The sequence below is a fragment of the Scytonema hankhaensis NUACC26 genome (genome assembly GCF_045865695.1).
Taxonomy (GTDB): Bacteria; Cyanobacteriota; Cyanobacteriia; order Cyanobacteriales; family Nostocaceae; genus Scytonema.
On record NZ_BAACAP010000045.1, the window covers coordinates 1 to 6594 of the forward strand.

Annotated in this window: 6 protein-coding genes and 1 pseudogene; 1 reads left to right on the plus strand and 6 read right to left on the minus strand. The window is 39.5% G+C overall.

The genetic code is table 11. The features are described from left to right. A pseudogene (locus ACKTT2_RS00965) lies at nucleotides 1-265 on the minus strand (putative baseplate assembly protein); the annotation flags it as partial. 2 nt (nucleotides 266-267) lie between these two features. After that, nucleotides 268-687 carry a GPW/gp25 family protein gene (locus ACKTT2_RS00970; RefSeq protein WP_407883051.1) on the minus strand — a complete coding sequence of 140 codons (420 nt, stop codon included), beginning with the start codon at nucleotides 685-687 and terminating at the stop codon, nucleotides 268-270. A 187-nt stretch (nucleotides 688-874) separates the two neighbouring features. Between ACKTT2_RS00970 and ACKTT2_RS00975 the strand changes: the two genes are divergently transcribed. After that, nucleotides 875-1192 (plus strand): hypothetical protein, encoded by a 318-nt coding sequence (locus ACKTT2_RS00975; protein ID WP_407883053.1) that lies wholly within the window; start codon nucleotides 875-877, stop codon nucleotides 1190-1192. A gap of 287 nt (nucleotides 1193-1479) precedes the next feature. Here the strand turns inward: ACKTT2_RS00975 and ACKTT2_RS00980 are convergent, their stop codons facing one another. The 4 genes from ACKTT2_RS00980 to ACKTT2_RS00995 all read right to left on the minus strand — a co-directional run. After that, the gene (locus tag ACKTT2_RS00980; RefSeq protein ID WP_407883055.1) at nucleotides 1480-2085 is read right to left on the minus strand and encodes a DUF4142 domain-containing protein; all 606 of its coding nucleotides are present in this window, start codon (nucleotides 2083-2085) and stop codon (nucleotides 1480-1482) included. Between the two features lie 52 nt (nucleotides 2086-2137). Further along, entirely contained in the window at nucleotides 2138-4054 is a 1917-nt protein-coding gene (locus tag ACKTT2_RS00985; RefSeq protein WP_407883057.1) for a VgrG-related protein, read from the minus strand. 22 nt (nucleotides 4055-4076) lie between these two features. Further along, a complete protein-coding gene (locus ACKTT2_RS00990; protein ID WP_407883059.1) occupies nucleotides 4077-4700 on the minus strand; it encodes a CIS tube protein in 624 nt (207 codons plus the stop codon). A 35-nt stretch (nucleotides 4701-4735) separates the two neighbouring features. After that, nucleotides 4736-6594: hypothetical protein (locus ACKTT2_RS00995; RefSeq protein WP_407883062.1), on the minus strand; the 1859-nt coding region annotated here is incomplete at its 5' end.

Sequence of the window (6594 nt, forward strand, 5' to 3'; positions counted from 1 at the left end):
CTGGAACGGGTGGCTGAAGGCGAATACCTAATAATTCTAGAAAAGCAACATAATTTTTACGAGGAACTTGGTTAAACCTGAGCAATAATTGGTCGCTTATCCAAGCAAATAATTCAATCAGCGTAATTCCAGGATCGCTCAAGTTATGGTCTGTCCACTCCGGACAGTAACGCGGAATTCGCAAAATACACTCTTCTACTAATTCATTAAAAGTGCGATCGTCTAAATTAGAAGAAGGCAACTTAGGTAAAAAATCAAATTCCACAGTTACTCTTCCTCCTCAGTTAACAAATAAAAAGGATAAACAAAGTTATAGATATCTGGGTAATTTTTTAAACGATAAGCGATAAGTATATCGACTCTTCCTCGCACGGGGTCAGCATCTGTTACAACCCGATCCAGCATAATACGCGGTTCCCATTTTTCCAAAGCTTCTCGAACATAAAGACGAATTTGTAACAAAGTATCGTTATTCATGGGCGCAAACGCCAACTCCGATAAGCGCGAGCCAAAATCAGGACGATAGACCCGTTCGCCTATTTCAGTACGTAAAATAAGCCAAATAGATTCTCTAACCTTTTGTGCTTCAGCGTGAAGTTGTATTCCTCCCTGTACGCTCAACTGCAATGGAAAAGCCCAACCTCTTCCTAAATATTTGTTTTGCTGACCATTCACCGTTTCTGGCATTCAGGCAGCCCTCATATAAAGTTTGTATATTATTAAGAATAACAAATTTGATAAAATATTTGATTCGCCAAAAGTCGAAAACAAATCTTTCTGAGTTCTTTACTTTTCTGACTTACTCTTAAAGAAACAGCTTAGAGATTGGCTTCCCTAAACAATATCCACTTATCAAATTAGGAAAAACACCACTATGAAAACGCTCTATGTTCTTCCCCTAGTCCTCGCTCCTGTTTTCTTGAACCCAAAAATAGCTTCTGCTGGCGAAATTTATCATCGAGAGTCTGCTCAACAACAACGTATTTTTGATGGTGCCAGAGAAGGACAAATTACACCATATCAGTTTCACCATTTAGAAAACCGTGAAGCAGCAGTGAATGAAAAACGCATTTACGATATGAGAAGAAATGGAGGATTTTTAACTTCACAAGAGCAACGACATCTTAACCACGATTTAAATAAAATCTCTCACGAGATTCATAGAATCCGAGAAAACGGAAGAAGTTATTAAATTCGTCAAGGGTGCAATGCTCTTTGCGCCCTACAATTCTCATCTCTGGAGTGGTGCTTTAGAACGTTGGTCAAAAATAATTAACCAACCAAAATCTACCCCCAAACGAGCTAAGTATGAGTCTGTACATGAAAGTTTGAGTTTATGTTTTACCCCACTCTTACCCTCCCGATGGATTGGGGAGGGAACTGGAAATTGAGTTTCCCCCCAATCCATCGGGGGGATTAAGGGGGGTAAATCTACTTGTGTGTACACCATAGCCTTAAAGAGGCTATTCCTACTCAGTTTTAACTCACAATTGAGCGAGCTATTTGTAAATGCTCTTTAACCGTTGGGATAATCTTTGCAGCCCAAGCCTTTAAAGCTGGATTGGAACCCTGTTGTCCTTCTTGCTCAAATAAAGATAGAGTCTTTGTATGAGCTTCTACCATAGTATTCATATATGTTTGGTCAAAAGTAGAACCCGACAACTTTGACAATTTAGTTAAGGTTTCTTGATTTTGCTTACCTATAGCTGTTGGAAAAGCAATATTCTGTTGACCAGCTAATAGTTTGAGTTGATTATATGCTTGCGTATGGTCTTGAATCATACGTTCGGCAAACTGCTTTACCTCTGTTTGACTTGCTTGTTTTAATGCTAGTTTTCCAAGTTCTACTTCTGTTAAATTTCCTTGGGCTGCTGCAGTCACAAACTGTTTGTCAAACGAGTTAAGTGCATACAAATCTGACTGGGTTGTGTATTCATCAGCTTGAGTTGTAACTTGAGGATTAAGACTACCAAAAGCTAATATCCTCGTACTGTTAATCGTAGCGCTCGATACAGCTATAATTGCACTAAAAAATCCCAAAGTCATTAAACGTTGTGTCCTAACCGGTTTAGTAAAATAAGACATATATATTCTCCTCTATTGAATTGAAACTTTTTGCAAAGGTAATAGTAATTTTTTATACTATTGGTATTCCATTAGCTGTCACTATACCTTCCATAGAAATTGACACAGCTGCCAAGTTAATATCACCGACTGCTTCCAGAGTGACAGCACCTGCAGCAGATAAATTCACATCTCCCACAGCCTCAATACCAACAGCACCTGCGGCATTTATATTGACATCCGCCGCAGCTTGGATATTAATGATACCTGCTGTTTGCAAAGTTACTGTCATGCCATCATCATTAAAGGTCAAGTTTTGACCAGTAGTCGTTTTAATTTCAACTGACTTTTGAGGACGATCGCTTAAACTAATCTGGTGTCCCCCAGAAGTCGTAATTGTGACCCCTTTTGCAGAAGTCGAATCTTTCATGCGTACATGATGCCCGCCAGAAGTGCGGATATAGACTCCAGCGTAGTTTTTGTCTTCGCTCCCACGCCCCAAATCCTCTTCTACAAATTCAATAGTGTGACCTGTACGAGTTTTAATAGTTCGCAGTCGTACTTTGCCATTTTGAATCGTATCATCTACTAGTTCAGGTGGAGTATCCACACCGTTCCAAACTCCACCAATAATATAGGGTCGAGTGATATTACCATGCTCAAATCCTACTAGAACTTCGTCTCCTATTTCAGGCAAACAGTAAAATCCTCGGTTTTGTCCAGCACCCAGTCCTACCACTCTAGCCCAATTACTGGTATGTTTTTCAGTTAAGGTAGGAAATTTTACTTTTACCCTACCCATATTGTCTTTGTCGTGATTGTCAGTGACAATACCCGTTAAGAAAGTTTGTGCTGGTCGCAAACGGATTGGAGGGGCTATGGTTGTCAACAAACTATTACTGCGTAACCCCCGCACGCTGAATTCAGTTTTATAAACTCTTTCCCTATAAAGGTGACGTGTTTCCGTGACGTAATAATCGCCACTGAAGAGATCGCCCATTCCCTCTAGATGTATAATTCGTGTCGGTCGGATTTGAGGATTGCCTTCGGCTCGCCCATCTGCATAAATAAACTCCCCTCCAAGTTCATTACATAAAGCTTGAGCGATCGCATCTGCTTGCTGTGCTGTAGATACAGGTTTGTCTACAACAATCATTGTGGGAGGTTCTTTGAGATGATAATCGCTACTAGTACTGCTTCCTTCACCAAGACCAGATTGAGTCACAACTTTTTCTGAGTTAGCAGTTGAGACAATTGGTTGTTTTTTTGTGTAGTCCCAACTACGTACTTCTACAGCATTAACCTGTTGAGCACTTGTGGCGCGAGGGTGAAAATGAGTAACGTCAATTAACCATTTCAGCTTCAAAGAAGATTCGCTCTTAGGCGTCCGAAAGTATAATTTATTGTTTTGGACAAAGAGTTCCATCCCATTCAAAGCAGCTAGTTCGTGTAAAAACTCCCAATTTGTTTGATTTTCTTGGAATAGATAATCATACTGTCCGCCTTTATCATCCACCTGACAAACCGAGATCCCTGCTTCAGATGCAATTTTTTTAACAATTTCTCCAGCAGTATGGTTTAAAAACGAGCGGTTATGACGACCGCGATGTAAGCGATGAGCAGTATCGTAACCACGAATAATAATAGGAGCTTCAGATTTATCTGTAAAGGAGACTTCGAACGCGACAATTTCACCATTCTTGATGACATAATTTTTTTCCTCCTGGCTAAACTCAGGAGATCTGGTTGTACTAGTAGCAAAACCAATATCTATAGAATCACCAATTTTAAAATACTTTTCATTTTTCCAAGGTTGTTTGTCCTCTTGGTCTGCACAATCATAAGCATTATGTACCAGCAATGTAAACATTGATGGTAGATGTAAACTTTCTTCTACAGAAATCTGTATTATATCGTCAACCAATTCAGGAGGAGCATTCCGACCAGCAATTGTGAGAAATGGACGAGACAAATAAAGACTATCCGACATAATTATAGGACTCCTATTCAATTCAATTGTTTTTAAGTAACGATTCAAGAGCAGCAGTATTATTCTTATTTTGTACACTCCTACTTCCACTGGTAGAAGGGTTTGATTTATTGAGTGGCGATCGCCCTCCTTGACGAGAAGCAGCTATATTCGTAATCCTTCCACCTGGTAAATTTGTGGGATCGACTTCTCTTAAATCAATGTCTACTAACGCCCGCACAGGTGTTCCATTAGCTAAAAACATAGTGAAAGTGTAACTTAACCTAGTCATTACACAATAAAAATATTCCATTCCTCCCCACGACAAAATATAAATAGGAGGGCGCTTATTTTCCCCATCAGGAGCACTGACACCTTTTTTAATATTTTCAATAATATCTATCAAATTTTCTCCAGTAGAAGCTCGACCCTTATTTTCATAAGTATCAAATATAAGTTTGTTCAGAGATAAACTATAAGGATCGATCCCAGAGAAATTAGCTTTAGGTAACAAGCCATGACCCCTAGCACCCCTGTCATAATCCCAACTAGACGACCTAGTAAAACTCATTTCTGTTGGATTAAACATAAACTTAATATCCTTAGCAGAGGGATCTGATAATGGGTCACCAGATACAACCTTTAGTATTGCTTTTTCAAGTGCCATTTGAATTGTTCTCCTACACTCAAGTGAATTAGAATTTACCAAGGTATACGACCGCGACCAGAATAAAAGCCATAACGCTCTTGTTCAACTTCTAACCTCTGCCGCAACCAGTAATAGATTTCATGAGCTAGTGTTTCAAAAAGTGTAGAAGAGCGATCGTCAACTTCGCTTGTTGGCAACAATGGTCGTTCTACTGTTTCCCTAGAAGGTTGTACGCTCATTTGTGTTTGACTTGCTGTGACTTGTCCACCCTTTGCAAAGCTCTTAATTTCAGGTAATTGATGTGTAAAAGCTCTTGACGATTTTGACTTTAGAGAATTTGCTAAATTTTGAGAAGTAAATTCTTCACCAATAGGTTTGGAAGAAGTAAAGCCAATAGAGTTTGTAGTAAGACTGTTTCCCTTCGCCAATTCTTCAATGCTCGACCATTGAGAAGGTAAATCAGCATCCTGAGAAGATGAATCTTTAGGAGAAACTTGCTTTTTAAAAATCAAAGGGCTTAAAGAATAATGGGATATGCTTTGATTCCCCTCTCCCATTTTGTTTTCCCTTGAATTTGATTCAAGAGAACTAAGCGTTGAAAGATTTAGGTTTTCAGTCTTTAATTGCAAAGAAGACGAACCGAGAGAACCTAACATTTTAGGTAAGCCTAACTGGGCAATTTTTTGTTGTTTGAAAAAAGTAGGCTTCTTTTCTACTTCTTGTCTCCTGTCTTCTATCTTTCTTGATAAAGAAGAGGTTTGTAAATAGTTTGATATTGTATTACCATTGTTAATTTGCTTCAGCAAACTGAGGTTTTTTTGTGCATCTTTAGCATTAACCACAAACTCACCAGGAGTAAGCATGGCAGGTACAGTATCTGAGGCTGCTATTTGCTGTTTATTTGGGCTACTGAGGGCAACGACTTGTCCGCCAACAGCATAACCTTGAGGTGGTGATAGATTATCGAAAGCTAGATCTGGTAATTCTTGTCCTGTCTGTAAAACAGGAGTATCGGCTGTTCTATCCGTTCTATCTACTTCAATTGTAGGATTGACTAACTCGTTAGGAGTACTTTGAGAAGGTTGAATGTCGTGGTTATTGAAACTGGTGTCTTGTGGGAATGAAGTTTGAGGGAAATCAAGAGTTGGTTGCTGAACAGATGTTGTTGCCACAGGCGATGCTTGTTCGTTCTCAACAACTTTATTAAATGTGGAAATTGGATTTGGTGTCGTTGGTTGTGTTAGTACTGTTTGTACAATTGGAGTATCGGCAGTTCTATCGGTTCTATCCACGTCAACTGTGGGGTTGACTGACTCATTAGGAGTACTTTGAGAAGGTTGAATGTCCTGGTTATTGAAACTAGTATCTTGTGGGAATGAAGTTTGAGGGGAACTGAAAGTTGCTTGCTGAGGAAATATTTTTGCCACAAGCGATTCTTGTTCGCTTTCAACGACTGTGTTAGATGTGGAAATTGGATTTGGTGTCGTTGGTTGTGTTAGTGCTGTCTGTACAATTGGAGTATCGGCAGTTCTATCGGTTCTATCCACGTCAACTGCGGGATTGACTGACTCGATAGGAGTACTTTGAGAAGGTTGAATGTCCTGGTTATTGAAACTGGTATCTTGTGGGAATGAAGTTTGAGGGGAACTGAAAGTTGCTTGCTGAGGAAATATTTTTGCCACAAGCGATTCTTGTTCGCTTTCAACGACTGTGTTAGATGTGGAAATTGGATTTGGTGTCGTTGGTTGTGTTAATGCTGTTTGTACAATTGGAGTATCGGCAGTTCTATCGGTTCTACCCACGTCAACTGTGGGATTGACTGACTCGATAGGAGTACTTTGAGCAGGTTGAATGTCCTGGTTATTGAAATTAATATCTTGTGGGAATGAAGTTTGAGCAGAATTGAGAGTTT